A 14,482-nucleotide genomic window follows, 5' to 3' on the forward strand; every position below is an offset into this window, starting at 1 on the left:
ACCCACACCGTATTTAACACCTTTAATTTACATTACTTACACAATTAAACATTAGCAGGTTTGAAAGGCCGGCAATGCGTAAAACCCGCTGATAAAAAACCCCGGCGCGCTGGCCGGGGTTTGGGTTACTACTACAAAAATGCAAACCGCTTAGCGATACGCTTCCGGGCTTGGGCATGAACAAATCAGGTTGCGGTCGCCGTATACGTCGTCGATACGGGTTACCGTTGGCCAGAATTTATTTTCTGCCACAAAAGCTGCCGGGAAGGCGGCGTATTGGCGCTCGTAGGCACGATCCCACGCCGGGTCGAAAATGTCTTCCATGGTGTGCGGTGCGTAGGCCAGTGGGTTGTTATCCACTGTCCACTCGCCCGCTTCCACTTTGGCAATCTCGCTGCGGATGGTGCTCATCGCTTCAATAAACTTATCCAGCTCGGCTTTGCTTTCAGACTCAGTTGGTTCAATCATCAAGGTGCCGGCTACCGGGAAGCTCATCGTTGGTGAGTGGTAACCAAAGTCCATTAAGCGTTTGGCAATGTCCATCTCGGTAATGCCGCTGGCTTCTTTTAGCGGGCGAATGTCGATAATACATTCGTGCGCCACCCGGCCATTAGTGCCGCGGTACAGTACCGGGAATAACGGGTCGAGCTTCTTCGCCATGTAGTTCGCGTTTAAAATAGCGTATTCCGTGGCTTGTTTTAAGCCCTCGCCGCCCATCATGGCAATGTACATCCAGCTGATTGGCAGGATACCGGCACTGCCAAACGGGGCTGCTGATACCGCGCCGTTATCCTTGCCGGTGCCGTCGATACCCACCACAGCGTGATTAGGCAGGAACGGCGCTAAATGGCTTTTCACACCAATAGGACCCATGCCAGGGCCACCGCCGCCATGTGGAATACAGAAGGTTTTGTGCAGGTTTAAGTGCGATACGTCTGAGCCGATAAAGCCCGGTGCCGTTAAGCCTACCTGGGCATTCATATTGGCGCCGTCCATATATACCTGGCCGCCGTAGCTGTGGATAATGTCGCACAGCTCGCGGATGCTCTCTTCAAACACACCATGGGTTGACGGGTAAGTTACCATGATGGCGGCTAAGCGGTCGCCTACTTCGGCAGCTTTGGCTTTTAAGTCGTCCATGTCGATATTGCCGCGCTTGTCACACTCTACCAGCACCACGTCGTAGCTGGTCATCGCAGCAGTGGCCGGGTTAGTACCGTGCGCTGATACCGGAATTAAGCAGATATTACGATGGCCTTCGCCGCGGCTTTCATGATACTTACGAATAGCCACCATACCGGCGTACTCACCCTGCGCACCCGAGTTTGGCTGCATCGAGATATTGTCATAACCGGTGATGTTAACCAGCCAGTCGCCCAGCTGGGTAATCATCTCATAATAACCTTCGGCCTGGTCGCGCGGCACAAAGGGGTGCAAGGAGGCAAACTCCGGCCAGGTGATCGGGATCATCTCGGCAGTGGCGTTAAGCTTCATGGTGCATGAACCAAGTGAGATCATCGAGTGGTTCAGTGATAAGTCTTTGTTTTCCAGCTTTTTAATATAACGCAGCATCTCAGTTTCGCTGTGATACTGGTTAAATACCGGGTGACCCAGTACGCTGTCGGTACGCACTAAATCGGTCGGAATAGACTCGCTGCCGTCAGTCACGATAGCGCTGTCCAGTGCCTCAACATCTAAGCCGTGATCTTTGCCCAGTACAATATCAAACAGCTCAGCAATATCGCTGCTGCTGGTGGCTTCATGGAAGCTGACCGCTAAGCTATCGGCGATGTCGGTACGCAGGTTAACGCCGGCAGCTAAGGCGCGGTTAATCACCTCAGCCCGGTTAGCCACGGTGAACGTAATGGTATCGAACCAGTGAGCATTAACAATAGCCACACCTTTGGCTTTTAAGCCTGCGGCGAAAATATCGGCACTGCGGTGAATACGCTCAGCGATATTTTTCAGCCCCTGTGGGCCATGGTATACCGCATAGAATGAGGCCATATTGGCCAGCAATACCTGGGCGGTACAGATGTTAGAGTTGGCTTTTTCACGGCGGATATGCTGCTCGCGCGTTTGCATCGCCATGCGCAGCGCCTGATTACCGCGGCGGTCTTTTGATACACCGATAATACGACCCGGCATAGAACGCTTATAGGCATCGCGGGTAGCAAAAAACGCCGCGTGCGGGCCACCGTAAGCCATCGGCACGCCAAAACGCTGCGCGCTGCCCAGCACTACATCAGCGCCTAACTGGCCAGGGGCTTTTAACAGCATTAATGCCATCGGATCAGTTGCTACCGCTACGATGGCTTTTTTCGCCTGCAGCGCCGCAATTAACGCGCTGTCATTACGGATATCACCGTTGGTGGTGGGGTACTGAATTAGGGCACCGAACACATCATGGCTGTCAGCTTCTGCGGCCTTACCCACCACGATGTCAAAACCAAACATTTCAGCGCGAGTTTTTACTACGTCGATGGTTTGTGGGTGCACATCATCGGCAATAAAATACAGATTAGACTTGCTCTTGGTTACCCGCTTGGCCAGTGCCATCGCTTCCGCCGCGGCGGTAGCTTCATCCAGCAGTGAGGCGCTGGCCAGCTCCATACCGGTTAAATCCAGCGTTAATTGCTGGAAATTCAGCAGTGATTCTAACCGCCCCTGAGCAATTTCTGGCTGGTACGGTGTATAAGCCGTGTACCAGCCCGGGTTTTCCAGCACATTACGCAGGATCACATTCGGCGTTAACGTCGGGTGATAGCCCATACCAATGTAAGATTTAAACATCTTGTTCTTACTGGCGGCTTGCTTTAACACCGCCAGCGCCTCAGCTTCGGTGCGGGCTGCGCCGGTGGCTAGTGGTGTGGTCAGGCGGATATCGGCCGGTACCGTTTGCGCAATCAGCGTCTCGATGCTGTCTACGCCAAGTTCACTTAGCATAGCGGCCGTTTCAGCCGCATCAGGGCCAATGTGGCGCTGAATAAATTCGTCGTGGTTCGCAAGTTGCGACAGGGTTTTCACAGCGGAGTTGGTCATGCCTTGAATGTCCTGGTAAGGTTGCGTTACTGCTAAAATTAAGCCCCGTGGCTTATCTGATAACTAATACGACACGGGGCTTAAACGGGATTGGTCAGTGGTTACTCATCAATGGAGTTTTTATAACCGGCTGCATCTAACAAGGCAGACAGTTCGGCCTCATCAGCAATTTTAATCTTAAACATCCAGCCATCTTCATATGGGTTGCTGTTTACCAGCTCTGGTGAATCGGCTAAGGCCTCATTGACTTCAACAATTTCACCCGACAGCGGCGCATAAATATCAGAAGCTGCTTTAACAGACTCCGCAACCGCGCAGTCATCACCCTGGGTTACTGCATCGCCCACTTCCGGCAATTCAACAAACACCATATCACCCAGCAAGCCCTGGGCATGCTCAGTAATACCTACAGTGTAGATACCATTGCCGTCGTCGCGCGCCCACTCGTGGCTGCTGGCGTATTTTAAATTGTTAGGAATTGAGCTCATTATTTAATCCTTACCTGGCGTTTTTAATTAGTTTATTTTTTATACATCAAAACAGTTTAGATGACTTTTTTGCCCATGCGCACAAAAGCCGGCTTCACCACTTTTACCGGTACCATTTTACCGCGAATGTCTACCTCAGCGCTGTCGCCTACCGTAGCCGGTACCCGTGCCATCGCAATACTAAAGCCCAGCGTAGGCGAGAAAGTACCCGAGGTAATTTCACCCTCGCCACCTTCAACCACTACGCGCTGACCGTGGCGCAATACACCTTTGGCTTCCATCACCAGGCCCACCAGTTTGTGCGTGCCTGCGGCTTTATGCTGCTCTAAGGCTTTACGACCGATAAAATTGCGCTCTTCAGGCGCCCAGGCAATAGTCCAGCCCATATTGGCCGCCAGCGGCGATACCGTTTCGTCCATATCCTGGCCGTATAAATTCATGCCGGCTTCTAAGCGCAGGGTGTCACGCGCACCTAAACCGGCCGGGGCTACGCCGGCGTCCAGCAGCTTTTGCCAAAAATCGGCCGCCTGCTCGTTTGGCAAGGCAATTTCATAACCGTCTTCACCGGTGTAACCGGTGGTAGCAATAAACAAGTCGCCGGCCTGCACACCAAAAAACGGCTTCATGCCCGCTACTGCCGCTTGCTGCTCAGCAGTTAATAACATGGCTACTTTAGCTTTGGCATTCGGACCCTGTACCGCTATCATCGCAAATTCAGGCCGCTCGGTTACGCTTACGTTAAATGCCGCGGCTTCTTTATTAATGTGCGCCAAATCTTTTTCGCGGGTGGCAGAGTTAACCACCAGACGGAAGAAATCTTCCTGCAGGAAATACACAATTAAGTCATCAATCACGCCGCCGGCTTCATTTAGCATGCCGCTGTACAGCGCCTTGCCCGGCACCGTCAGTTTTGCCACATCGTTAGCCAGTAAATAACGCAAAAAGGCGCGGGTATTAGCGCCTTTTAAATCAACGATGGTCATGTGAGAGACGTCGAACATACCGGCGTCGCGGCGTACCGCGTGATGTTCTTCAATTTGTGAACCGTAATTGATTGGCATGTCCCAGCCAAAGAAGTCGACCATTTTGGCACCGGCTTCCAGGTGTTTGCCATGTAACGCAGTTTGATTAGCCATTGTTATGTCCTGCTTAATGTAAGGCCCGCTTACGCTCTACACACAGCGCCACTGCTGAACAATTTGCATATCCATACAGTTAAAGCGGATAAAAAGGCAGCCGGATTATAACGCAAGCTAAGGCAGGCCAACAGCCCCTGATTAATTAGTTTTTGTAATGCGACAAGCCTGCTTACTAAAAAAACTAACCTAAGCGCTGTGCTGCGCTTTTGTCTGAGGCCGGGCGACTTTAGGCAGGTCACCACTGTTACCAAGGGCTGCAGCGATGATCTGTGTTTTCAGCCAGGGCAATTGATTAACGCCACTCATACCCACAGCTCTTACCAGCTTAAGTAACGGTTGCTGATTACTGAAACCGCGTTTAAAAACTTCCATCGCCGCGATCAGCGTTTGCGCTTCGGCCTTGCGCCAGCGCTCGTAGCGCCTGAGCAGGCGGTTGTCGGCAAAGTCTTTATTGGCCTCTACCGCCTCACTGATTAGTTCTGCTAATGCAGCCACATCCATCAGGCCTAAATTCATGCCCTGGCCTGCCAGCGGATGTATGCTGTGCGCCGCATCGGCTACCAGCACAATGCGCCCGCGCAGCCAGCTACTGGCATAGCGCATTTTAAGATCAAAAGCCTGCCTCTGACTGTGCAGCTGTAATACGCCCAGCACACTGTTGCTGGCGGCCGTCAGTGCCTGATTAAATTGCGCTGGTGGCAGTGCTAATAGCTCAGCGGCACGTGCTGGCGTGCAGCTCCAGACAATAGAGCATTGTGTCGGGTTGGGCAGCGGTAATAAAGCCAAAGGGCCGGTCGGCAAAAATACCTGCCGGGCACAGGCCTGATGTGGCAAAGTGGTATTAATGGTGGCCACTATAGCTTGTTGTTCATAGTCCCAGTGGGTTAACGCTAACTGGGCATCGCGCCGCACCCGGGAGTTCACGCCATCGGCCCCCACCAGCAAGCGGCTGAGTAGCAATTGCTGCTGGTTAATATTCACCAGCACCTCGCGCTCACTTTGCACCAGGCTGTTAATGGTACAGTCAAACTCGAAATGTACATTGCTATGGCGCTGTAACTGCTGATACAGCGCCAGCCGGATTTGCTCGTTTTCGCAAATCCAGCCCAGCTCAGATAAACGCTCGGTAGCAGCATCAAATTCGATACCGGCGAAACTGTCAGCATCCCATACCTGCATCTGGTTGTAAGCCTGTGCCGTCGTTGCTATTGCCGGCCAGGCGCCCAGGTGACTCAGTAAACGCTGCGAGGCTAAATTAAGCGCACTCACCCGCTGATGGCGAACATCGGCGCTATTGGGCGCGCTGCCTTGCTCCAGTATCACAATGCTCAGGCCCAGCGGCGCCAGCAGCAAAGCCAGTGTTAAACCGGCACTGCCAGCTCCTACTATCGTGATATCAACATTTTGCATTAACTACGCAGCCCCATTGCCTGCTCGGCCAGTGGCCGCTTTAGATCATCGCACAGTGTCATGGCCAATAACCCGACATTTCGCGCCAACGCCAGCGGCCGTGAACGATTAGAAAACAGCCGCACCAGCGCATCGGTAGCGGTGCTGACTATATTAATATCCTGTCGCCGCGCGTGCTGATAAGCACGCAGCATAGTGTAGCCGCCAATGTCATTGCCATAAGCAGCGACCTGCTGCACCAGCTGGGCAATATCACGCAGCGCCAGATTAAAGCCCTGCCCGGCTATCGGATGCAGGTTATGTAAACTATTACCTAACAATGCCACGCGGTGGCGCACAATATCACCGCTTAAACGCAAACTGAGCGGATAACTCACCCGCTTACCGGCCGCGCTAAACACGCCGGCCCGATAACCAAACGCCTGTTGCACATGGTCGACAAAAGCGGCATCGTCCAGCTGCATAATGTGCTCAACAGCGCTATCGTCAACGGTATACACCAGCGAATAACGTTGCTGTGGCAACGGCAACAACGCAATGGGCCCGTGCTCAGTAAAGCGCTCGTAGGCGCTATGCTGATGGGGCTGTGCCAATGCCAGGTTAGCGATAACCGCATGTTGTTGATACTGGCGCTGCTGCACCGTAAAGCCGGCAAGGGCACGGCTTCGAGATAAGCCCCCCTCAGCAATTACCAGCAGCTTGGCGCTCAGCGCCCTGCCGTCAGCTAAGGTTAATTGCTGCTGTTGCTGCTGCGGTGTAATGCTGCTGATACTGGCAGGCGCAAAGCGGCTTAGCTGGCGCTGGCCGGCCAGCTTTTTACTGAGCAATGCGCCCAAATGCTCCACTTCCAGCACATAGCCCAGCGCACTTTGCTGATACTCTGCTGCCGTTATATTGGTTTTGCCAAAATGGCCCCGATCCGAAACATGAATATGCTTAATGGCGCAGGCTTTACTGCTAAGTTCATCCCACAGCCCCCAGCGCTGCAATAAGGCACTGCTGGCAGCCGCCAGCGCAATGCTGCGGCTGTCAAAGCTGACTGGGCTGACACTATCGGCCTGTTGTTCGATAATAGCCAATTTAAGCGCAGGATTAAGCTTTAGCAGCGCCCAGGCTAACGTACTGCCGGCCATGCCGCCACCGGCGATGACAATATCAAACACGGTGCTGTTATCAGTTGGCATTAATGTAGTGTCTTGTTGCTGACCGGCTTGGCGCTAAATTTTTGCCCCACTTCGGTGTAACAGGCCAGCACCATAATGCGGATGTGCTCCAGTACCAGAAAATACGCTTCGTCATTTTCTTCAGCACTGCCATCATCGGTAGTATGGATATCAATACGGGTTACTTCAGTTAGCTGATCCAGCGCCTCGCGGACATCTTCAGACACCAGAGATAAGTCAGTTTGTTGTACGGCAAAGCCAACTAAAAAAGCCTGAGTCCACTCTACCATGGCATCTAAGCGCTCTGGCAGGCTGTCATCATCGCTGGGTAATAGCAGAGCGAAACTAAAATCGTTTTCGGCCAATGCTGAACTGGTCGTTTCAATCAGGTTCACCACATGTTGTTTCATCTCAGTGGGCAGGGCCTGGCCATCGTTAAGAAAATCATGCAGTACCGGCAACAGTTGCTGGGCGTCAGGTTCAACACCGGCACTGAGCAAGCCGGCAATTAACCCGTGTACCTCGGCTGCAGAGGCCATTACATAGGCCTGATCCAGCTTGTACGTCCATTCATCGTAGCTCAGTAAAAAAGGGCTGCTCATATAACCATTCGTGCTGTAATCAACTGCCTTTATGCTACCACCACAGTGAAAAAGCGCCAACTTTAGTGGCAGAAAAACTGACCCAGCGCAAAGCGTAAACAAAAGTTGCTGTAAAACCATGCAACTAACCTAAACAGGGCGAAAACTGCGATGAATAACCTTATACAGCCTAAAAGGCGGTGTTATACTTAAGCCAGTTCTCTGGGTTGTTGGTGATCAGGTGGATGTCCCTGAGCCGATAATTGTTTTTACCAAGGGATTCTTCTGCGCTGCCAGTGTGCAAGCCCGGCCCGTACCGGGAAGCCTGAGGTGGCCATCTGACTCCCGCCTTGAACCTATGGTTCAAGGGCTAACACCAGACACGGCAATTTGGAGAACCCCTTTTCTTCGCCACCGCTTCAGGCATACTAAGACACTCTTTTTAAGCAATGATTTCTAAGTAATGACGTTAAGCGCCGTGCCAGATAGCCATAACCAGCGCCAGCTGCTGCGCAAACAAGTACGCCAACGCCGGCAACAACTCAGTGCGGCAGCACAGCAACAGGCAGCAGCCGGTTTGATCCGCCAGGTGACACAGCTAACCGCCTTAGCCAGCACAGAGCATATCGCGCTGTATTTAGCCAACGACGGCGAGCTGGACACCTATCCGCTGATACAGGCACTGTGGCAACTTGGCAAAACCGTGTATTTGCCGGTATTGCACCCCTTTACGGCAGGGTATCTGCTGTTTATCCGCTACGACAAAAACACCCTGCTATTCCCGAACAAATTTGGTATTCCAGAGCCTCTGGCTCAATGCCAGCGTTTAATCCCTGTTAACCAGCTGGATATTATTTTTACGCCGCTGGTAGCCTTTGATGCCACAGGCAACCGCCTGGGTATGGGTGGCGGCTTTTACGATCGTACGCTATCGCAACTGTACCCGGACAGCCATTGCCAGGTTATTGGCCTGGCGCATAGTTGCCAGCAGGTGGATGCCGTGCCGGCACAAGCCTGGGATATACCTTTAAAACAGATTATTACGCCAGAGCACTGCTTTATCTTCTGACCTAATCGTAGGGGCGTATCATTGCGCCTAGCTGTATTTTTCAAGCACATCATCGCGCCCGGTTTTGTTATTTCGGGCGCAATGATGCGCCTCTACCTATGCAAACTCGGGCGAAGTATGCGCCCCTACCTATGCGCCCCTACCTATGCAAATTCGGGCGCAAGTATGCGCCCCTACAATGCTGCGCTGCGGCTGTGTTTTTCCGGCGCAAATATACACCCCGGCGGCTTTTTTTGCTTTTACCCTTTTGTCGGCAACGCCTTTCGATATAATATCCATCTGTATGGCTAAACGACTTTGGATCAGCAATGACGCAAGATGAAATGAAAAAAAATGCTGCCTGGGCTGCACTAGAATATATCCCGCGCGATACGGTGGTGGGCGTGGGTACCGGTTCAACGGTAAATCATTTTATTGATGCGCTGGCCAGTATTAAACACGAAATAAAAGGTGCAGTATCCAGCTCGGAACAGTCAACCAAGAGACTACAAGCGCTGGGTATCGAAGTGTTTGACTTAAACAGCATCGACAGCTTTAGCGTTTATGTTGACGGCGCCGACGAAATAAACCGCCAAAAACACATGATCAAAGGCGGTGGTGCTGCGCTTACCCGTGAAAAAATCGTTGCGGCGGTTGCCGACAGCTTTATTTGTATTGTCGACCAGAGCAAACAAGTTGACGTGTTGGGTACGTTTCCGCTGCCGGTTGAAGTGATCCCAATGGCAAGCAGCTATGTGCAGCGAGAGCTGACAAAGCTGGGGGGCAAGCCGGTGTTGCGCGCTGGCGTGACCACCGACAACGGCAACGTTATTTTGGATGTCCATCAGCTTGCTATTACTGATCCACTAAAGCTGGAACAGCAAATTAATAATATCGTCGGTGTGGTGTGTAACGGCATTTTTGCCCACCGCGCCGCCGACATGGTGCTGGTTGGCAGCGCTGACGGTACCCAAGTGATACGCTAACCCGAAAACAGGGCCCACGAGAATAGACTAATAACAATAATAACTTACTGATTTTATTTTAATTTAATGAAGAGAGTGACATGGAAAAATTTTCGCTGGCCAAAGACAAAATCAAGATACTGCTGCTGGAAGGCTTGCACCAAAGTGCGGTGCAAAGCTTTAAAAATCAGGGTTACAGCAATATTGAATACTTAAAAACGTCACTACCGGAAGATGAGCTGATTGAACGCATTAAAGATGTGCATTTTATCGGTATCCGCTCGCGCACCCAGTTAACTGAAAAAGTACTGGATGCCGCCGGTAAACTGGTCGCCATTGGTTGCTTTTGTATCGGCACCAATCAGGTTGATTTAACCGCAGCATTAAAACGCGCGATCCCGGTATTTAACGCGCCATTTTCCAATACCCGCTCGGTGGCCGAATTAGTGCTTGGGCAGATCATTATGTTATTGCGCGGCATTCCGCAGCGTAACGCCGCAGCACATCGCGGCGAGTGGCAAAAAACCGCCAACAACTCGTTCGAAGCCCGGGGTAAAACCCTGGGTATTATCGGTTATGGTCATATCGGCACCCAGCTTAGCATCATGGCCGAGAATATCGGTATGCGGGTGCAGTTTTACGATATCGAAGACAAGCTGGTACTGGGTAATGCCACCCAGGTCAATTTCGGTACCTTGCTGAAAACCTCAGATGTGATCACACTACATGTACCGGAAACGCCACAAACCAAAAACATGATTGGCGAAGCCGAGCTGGAATTAATGAAAGCGGGCAGCATTTTAATTAATGCCTCACGTGGCACTGTGGTGGACATTGATGCCCTCACCGAAGCGCTGCGCAGTAAAAAGCTGGCCGGTGCGGCAATAGACGTGTTCCCGGTAGAGCCCAAAGGTAACGACGAAGAATTTGTCTCGCCACTGCGTGAGTTCGACAACGTGATCCTGACCCCACACATTGGCGGCTCAACCCAGGAAGCGCAAGAAAATATCGGCTTTGAAGTGGCCGGTAAGCTGGTAAAATACAGCGATAACGGCTCTACCTTATCAGCGGTTAACTTCCCGGAAGTGTCACTGCCAGAACACAAAGGCCGCTCACGCCTGCTGCATATTCATAAAAACCAGCCCGGCGTGCTGACTAAAATCAACGAAGCCTTTGCCAAACACAATATCAATATCGCCGGCCAGTACCTGCAAACCAATGCCGATATTGGTTATGTGGTGATTGATATCGACTCAGATGATGTCGAGCAGGCACTGAATGAGCTAAAAGCCATTCCGGGCACGCTGCGCGCCCGCGTATTGCACTAGCCCCTATGTAGGGGCGCATATTTGCGCCCCCGGAACACATAACATTGGCGCCCCGCTAATACATAGGCATCACATCACAGGGGCGTATATTTGCGCCCCTGTTTATATCGTATTCGCATTTAGCCGCAGCAATAAAAAGGGCGCAATAATGCGCCCCTACAGCTGTTACAGCGGCCTAATGTGCTGTTTAGGCATCATCCTGCATTTCGTTAATCAATGTCTCGGCCAGCTCGTCCGGCAATACCACAACGCCCGGGCCATCGGTATCCGGCAGTACAGCAATTGCCAACTCGTCACCGTTTAAGCCTGACGTCCATTTATCCAGCCAGGTGTCTACGTCAACCGCCTGCGCTGTACAATGTGACCACTCACCTTCAATCCACTGCTCGGCCAGCTCGGCATGGGGCCACACCGGAATGCAGCGCTCGTCTTCAGCACTTACCAGCACAAAGCCATCGTCGTCTACTAAAATCCAAATCTTCTCCAGATCGGCAACCGCCTGAATAAAATAGGCATAGCGCTGCTCGGCATCCAGGGCAGTTATGCGGTTTAGTTCGTCAGCGGTTAATTGGTATTCCATAATCAGGTTCCTAAAGTGGCAGCAAGAATGGCGCTAATGATGACGGATCTGCGGGCATTTTACCAATAAAATTAAGTAAGCCAGGCGCTGCCGGCCCCTATCAGCAACGCATAACGCGCCGCTTTACCTAGCAGTACCAGCAGTAAAAACAGGCTAAAAGGGACTTTCAGAACACCGGCAACTAAGGTAAGCGGGTCGCCCACTACCGGCAACCAGGCCAACAGTAAACTCCAACTGCCAAAACGCTGAAACTGCTGCTGCGCCTTTTCAAGTGCCGGCGCCGACACCGGAAACCAGCGCTTGTGTTGGAAATCCAGCAAACGCCGCCCCAGATACCAGTTAACACAAGAGCCCAGCGTATTACCCGCAGTTGCCGCCACAAAAAGCCATAACGGGCTATAGCCCTGCTGCAACAACGCCAGCAGCAATACCTCGCTGGAGGCAGGAAACAACGTCGCCGCCAGCAGGCCGCTAAAAAACAGGCTAAAATACACCATCCGATAAAATGGGGGTAGCTAAAATGAGGTCAGAGGGCTCTGACCCCATTTTAGCTGGCCAATACCTGCCAGGCTAAACGCAGCCAGATAGCCCAAAGCACGGCGCAGCCGAGTAAAAACACATTAAACCGGCTACGCACATGGTTGCTGCCAATATGAATGACCGTATGGATAATACGCAGTAAGACAAAGCTTGCCCCCAGCAGCACATAGGCCAAATCGGCCACCCCCAGCTGCAGCGTGAATAACACACTAAACAAATACAGCATCGGCATTTGAAACTGGTTATCAAAGTTACGGCTGGTGGCAATCACCTGCTCACTGGCGCCGGTTAAATTCATGGTACGAAATGCCGACAGCGAAATATCTTTGTTTTTCGCCGCGGCAATACGCCGACGACCCATCAACACCATCACCACGCTGGTTAGCAGCACCTGAATAAACACCGGCAGTAAAATTAACTTTTCCATTATCAACTCCTTATTAATCTCAGCAGAGATTAATGCAGCTTGCACTAAGTTACCAGCGTCTTAATTCTGTCATCTTCAGGCTTTATATTTTCTGCAGCGATATTGCTATACTGCATCGTTATTTTTTTCAGAGCGATGCTATGGCGCAATTATATTTTTACTACTCGGCAATGAATGCCGGTAAATCCACCTCTTTACTGCAAAGTGCGTATAACTATCAGGAAAGAGGCATGACGGTGGCCATTTACACTGCCGCCCTGGACAACCGCTTTGGTCTTGGCAAGGTAAGCTCGCGTATCGGCCTGGCAATGGATGCCCATATTTTCGATAGCAGCTTTAACTTTGTCAGCCATATACAGCAGTTAAAGCACAGTGGCGCTTTAGATTGTGTGCTGATAGACGAAGCACAGTTTTTATCCAAAGCCCAGGTGCGCCAGCTGACCGATGTGGTGGACCAGCTGAATATTCCGGTGCTGGCGTTTGGCCTGCGTACCGACTTTTTAGGCGAAACCTTTGCCGGTAGTGAAGCGCTGCTGGCCTGGGCCGACAAACTGATTGAGCTGAAAACCATTTGTCACTGCGGCCGCAAAGCCAACTTTGTGGTGCGCTTAGATGAACAGGGCAACGCCGCAACCAATGGCTCGCAGGTCCAAATTGGCGGTAACGAAAGCTATGTTTCAATGTGCCGGGCGCATTTTAAAGCCCTGGTTTGGCAGGATAAACAATTGGAGTAACAGATGAAAATTCTCTATGGTGTGCAGGCAACAGGTAATGGCCATATCAGCCGGGCCCGCGCCATGGGGAAATATCTGGCGCAGGCCGGTGTACAGGTAGATTATCTGTTCTCCGGCCGCGAAGAGTCCGGCCTGTTTGATATGCAGCAATTTGGCAATTTTCAGCTGAAACGCGGCCTGACGTTTGTGACACTAAATGGCAAAGTCAGTTACTGGCAAAGCGTTAAGCAAGCGTCACTGCTGCAACTGAAGCATGACATTAACAGCCTCGATGTCAGCCGCTATGATCTAATCCTTACCGACTTCGAACCCATCACAGCGCATGCCGCCCGACGCGCAGGCAAACGTAGCATCGCCATTGGCCATCAGTACGCTTTTTTGCATAAAATCCCAATGCAAGATGCCAATCTGATGACACAGCTGGTATTTAAGCACTTTGCGCCGGCGCAAACCCAGCTCGGGTTGCACTGGCACCACTTTAACCAGCCAATACTGCCGCCCATTATCGACGAAACAGGCGACCACAGCAGCGTTAAACCGCAACAAGTGTTAGTCTATCTGCCGTTTGAAGACCAGCAGCAGGTCATCAGCTGGCTTAAACCGCTAACCGGTTATCAGTTCAGCCTGTATGGTCCTGGCCTCGAGATAGGCACTCAGGGCCATATTAGTACACACCCGCCGGCACTAGCGCCGTTTAAAGCCGACTTAGCCAGCTGCAGCTATGTGCTGAGCAATGCTGGCTTCGAACTGATAAGCGAAGCCTTGCAACTGCAAAAACGCATTATGGTCAAACCGTTACAAGGCCAGATGGAGCAGCACTCGAACGCCTTAGCCTTAAAACAGCTTAATCTGGCCAGCACCACCGACGAGCTTAGCAGCCAGCACATAGCACAGTGGCTTAACAGCAATCAGGCCCGCCGCAGCGTGCAGTATCCCAATGTCGCCCAGGCTATCTGCCACTGGTTGCTGCAGGGCGCTACCGACAGTGTCGCCAGCCTTAGCCAGCAGCTCTGGCGTTAGACTGTTGCTATTTTGGC

14 protein-coding genes and 1 other RNA gene are annotated in these 14,482 nt (G+C 51.9%); 6 read left to right on the top strand and 9 right to left on the bottom strand.

The genetic code is table 11. The features are described 5' to 3' along the window. Positions 1-150: 150 nt before the first annotated feature. The 6 genes from gcvP to EYB30_RS17790 form a co-directional block, all read right to left on the bottom strand. Positions 151-3,042, bottom strand: coding sequence for an aminomethyl-transferring glycine dehydrogenase (gene gcvP / locus EYB30_RS17765; RefSeq protein ID WP_166840759.1), 2,892 nt, complete (start codon positions 3,040-3,042; stop codon positions 151-153). Positions 3,043-3,143: 101 nt separating this feature from the next. Then, entirely contained in the window at positions 3,144-3,530 is a 387-nt protein-coding gene (gcvH, locus tag EYB30_RS17770) for a glycine cleavage system protein GcvH (protein WP_166840761.1), read from the bottom strand. A 56-nt stretch (positions 3,531-3,586) separates the two neighbouring features. Then, positions 3,587-4,666, bottom strand: coding sequence for a glycine cleavage system aminomethyltransferase GcvT (gene gcvT / locus EYB30_RS17775; RefSeq protein WP_166840763.1), 1,080 nt, complete (start codon positions 4,664-4,666; stop codon positions 3,587-3,589). A gap of 189 nt (positions 4,667-4,855) precedes the next feature. Continuing rightward, positions 4,856-6,079, bottom strand: coding sequence for an FAD-dependent monooxygenase (locus EYB30_RS17780; RefSeq protein ID WP_166840765.1), 1,224 nt, complete (start codon positions 6,077-6,079; stop codon positions 4,856-4,858). Then, positions 6,079-7,263 (bottom strand): 2-octaprenyl-6-methoxyphenyl hydroxylase, encoded by a 1,185-nt coding sequence (gene ubiH / locus EYB30_RS17785; protein ID WP_166840767.1) that lies wholly within the window; start codon positions 7,261-7,263, stop codon positions 6,079-6,081. Before ubiH ends, EYB30_RS17780 begins: the two co-directional genes overlap by 1 nt. Beyond that, positions 7,263-7,844: a UPF0149 family protein gene (locus EYB30_RS17790; protein WP_166840770.1), complete on the bottom strand. Its 582-nt coding sequence runs from the start codon at positions 7,842-7,844 to the stop codon at positions 7,263-7,265. The genes ubiH and EYB30_RS17790 overlap by 1 nt, the downstream gene beginning before the upstream one ends. A gap of 195 nt (positions 7,845-8,039) precedes the next feature. Here EYB30_RS17790 and ssrS point away from each other — a divergent pair. The 4 genes from ssrS (at position 8,040) to serA (ending at position 11,164) form a co-directional block, all read left to right on the top strand. Further along, positions 8,040-8,224, top strand: a non-coding RNA gene (ssrS, locus tag EYB30_RS17795) — 6S RNA. Between the two features lie 62 nt (positions 8,225-8,286). Continuing rightward, the gene (locus tag EYB30_RS17800) at positions 8,287-8,892 is read left to right on the top strand and encodes a 5-formyltetrahydrofolate cyclo-ligase (RefSeq protein ID WP_166840772.1); all 606 of its coding nucleotides are present in this window, start codon (positions 8,287-8,289) and stop codon (positions 8,890-8,892) included. A gap of 308 nt (positions 8,893-9,200) precedes the next feature. Next, positions 9,201-9,857, top strand: coding sequence for a ribose-5-phosphate isomerase RpiA (gene rpiA, locus EYB30_RS17805; protein ID WP_166840774.1), 657 nt, complete (start codon positions 9,201-9,203; stop codon positions 9,855-9,857). 80 nt (positions 9,858-9,937) lie between these two features. After that, positions 9,938-11,164 carry a phosphoglycerate dehydrogenase gene (serA, locus tag EYB30_RS17810; RefSeq protein ID WP_166840775.1) on the top strand — a complete coding sequence of 409 codons (1,227 nt, stop codon included), beginning with the start codon at positions 9,938-9,940 and terminating at the stop codon, positions 11,162-11,164. A 187-nt stretch (positions 11,165-11,351) separates the two neighbouring features. Here the strand turns inward: serA and EYB30_RS17815 are convergent, their stop codons facing one another. From EYB30_RS17815 to EYB30_RS17825, 3 genes are all read right to left on the bottom strand, one after another. Then, on the bottom strand, positions 11,352-11,744 hold the full coding sequence (locus tag EYB30_RS17815) for a DUF2750 domain-containing protein (RefSeq protein ID WP_166840777.1): 393 nt from the start codon (positions 11,742-11,744) through the stop codon (positions 11,352-11,354). A gap of 71 nt (positions 11,745-11,815) precedes the next feature. After that, a complete protein-coding gene (locus EYB30_RS17820; RefSeq protein WP_166840779.1) occupies positions 11,816-12,241 on the bottom strand; it encodes a YqaA family protein in 426 nt (141 codons plus the stop codon). 50 nt (positions 12,242-12,291) lie between these two features. Next, positions 12,292-12,711, bottom strand: a complete 420-nt coding sequence (locus EYB30_RS17825) for an MAPEG family protein (protein WP_166840782.1) — start codon at positions 12,709-12,711, stop codon at positions 12,292-12,294. 140 nt (positions 12,712-12,851) lie between these two features. On the opposite strand from EYB30_RS17825, the gene EYB30_RS17830 reads away from it, so the two are divergent. Continuing rightward, positions 12,852-13,445: a thymidine kinase gene (locus tag EYB30_RS17830; RefSeq protein ID WP_166840784.1), complete on the top strand. Its 594-nt coding sequence runs from the start codon at positions 12,852-12,854 to the stop codon at positions 13,443-13,445. Between the two features lie 3 nt (positions 13,446-13,448). Next, the gene (locus EYB30_RS17835) at positions 13,449-14,465 is read left to right on the top strand and encodes an MJ1255/VC2487 family glycosyltransferase (RefSeq protein WP_166840786.1); all 1,017 of its coding nucleotides are present in this window, start codon (positions 13,449-13,451) and stop codon (positions 14,463-14,465) included. Positions 14,466-14,482 lie beyond the last annotated feature (17 nt).

It is taken from the genome of Rheinheimera pleomorphica, from assembly GCF_011634895.1.
Classification (GTDB): domain Bacteria; phylum Pseudomonadota; class Gammaproteobacteria; order Enterobacterales; family Alteromonadaceae; genus Alishewanella; species Alishewanella pleomorphica.

Excerpts from the sequence above, each read along its gene's own strand:
- gcvP (WP_166840759.1), bottom strand. The coding sequence starts at position 3,042 with ATGACCAACTCCGCTGTGAAAACCCTGTCGCAACTTGCGAACCACGAC.
- gcvH (WP_166840761.1), bottom strand. The coding sequence starts at position 3,530 with ATGAGCTCAATTCCTAACAATTTAAAATACGCCAGCAGCCACGAGTGG.
- gcvT (WP_166840763.1), bottom strand. The coding sequence starts at position 4,666 with ATGGCTAATCAAACTGCGTTACATGGCAAACACCTGGAAGCCGGTGCC.
- EYB30_RS17780 (WP_166840765.1), bottom strand. The coding sequence starts at position 6,079 with ATGCAAAATGTTGATATCACGATAGTAGGAGCTGGCAGTGCCGGTTTA.
- ubiH (WP_166840767.1), bottom strand. The coding sequence starts at position 7,263 with ATGCCAACTGATAACAGCACCGTGTTTGATATTGTCATCGCCGGTGGC.
- EYB30_RS17790 (WP_166840770.1), bottom strand. The coding sequence starts at position 7,844 with ATGAGCAGCCCTTTTTTACTGAGCTACGATGAATGGACGTACAAGCTG.
- EYB30_RS17800 (WP_166840772.1), top strand. The coding sequence starts at position 8,287 with ATGACGTTAAGCGCCGTGCCAGATAGCCATAACCAGCGCCAGCTGCTG.
- rpiA (WP_166840774.1), top strand. The coding sequence starts at position 9,201 with ATGACGCAAGATGAAATGAAAAAAAATGCTGCCTGGGCTGCACTAGAA.
- serA (WP_166840775.1), top strand. The coding sequence starts at position 9,938 with ATGGAAAAATTTTCGCTGGCCAAAGACAAAATCAAGATACTGCTGCTG.
- EYB30_RS17815 (WP_166840777.1), bottom strand. The coding sequence starts at position 11,744 with ATGGAATACCAATTAACCGCTGACGAACTAAACCGCATAACTGCCCTG.
- EYB30_RS17820 (WP_166840779.1), bottom strand. The coding sequence starts at position 12,241 with ATGGTGTATTTTAGCCTGTTTTTTAGCGGCCTGCTGGCGGCGACGTTG.
- EYB30_RS17825 (WP_166840782.1), bottom strand. The coding sequence starts at position 12,711 with ATGGAAAAGTTAATTTTACTGCCGGTGTTTATTCAGGTGCTGCTAACC.
- EYB30_RS17830 (WP_166840784.1), top strand. The coding sequence starts at position 12,852 with ATGGCGCAATTATATTTTTACTACTCGGCAATGAATGCCGGTAAATCC.
- EYB30_RS17835 (WP_166840786.1), top strand. The coding sequence starts at position 13,449 with ATGAAAATTCTCTATGGTGTGCAGGCAACAGGTAATGGCCATATCAGC.